The following is a 483-nucleotide window of genomic DNA, read 5'->3' on the forward strand; positions in this document are numbered from 1 at the left end:
CAAGGCGGTCGCCGATGTGGTAACAGCTGACGAGCTCGCGATATACGACCGCAATACGTCAGAAGGGGAGTTGGTGCGGCTTGCGACTGCGGGAGACAACTCTGAATCACGTAGCCGACAGCGAATTCACCCGGGCGAGACGGATCTCTGGCGAGCGTTCACCGAGTCCGACACGTGCTGGCTCCCGGCCGACGCCGTTATCGACGCCGGCGACGCGGCCGAGAAGCAGGCACTCGTCACACAGCTCGGTGATACGAGTCTGTTGAGCGTCGTCGTTGACGAACGGGATGAGACGTTGGAATCGTTCATTCGGGCGGTGAGCCAGCAGGTCTCGGCGGCACTCACACAACTCCGTCAGGAGACATCGATAGCGGGGCTCTCAAATGATGTCGCCAGGACCCAGCGGCAAGCGGACCGCTACCAGAACCTGTGGGAGGGGGTGGTTGACACCGTTGAAGCGATCGTGACTGCGGAGACATCGGC

The 483-nt window shown here is 61.9% G+C and carries 1 protein-coding gene; it reads left to right on the forward strand.

All coding sequences use genetic code 11. From position 1 onward, the window contains the following. On the forward strand, nucleotides 1–483 hold a 483-nt coding region (locus tag EXE45_RS20000; RefSeq protein ID WP_158294331.1), incomplete at both ends, for a hypothetical protein.

The sequence above is a fragment of the Halorubrum sp. SP9 genome (assembly GCF_005435015.1).
GTDB classification, from domain to species: Archaea; Halobacteriota; Halobacteria; order Halobacteriales; family Haloferacaceae; genus Halorubrum; species Halorubrum sodomense.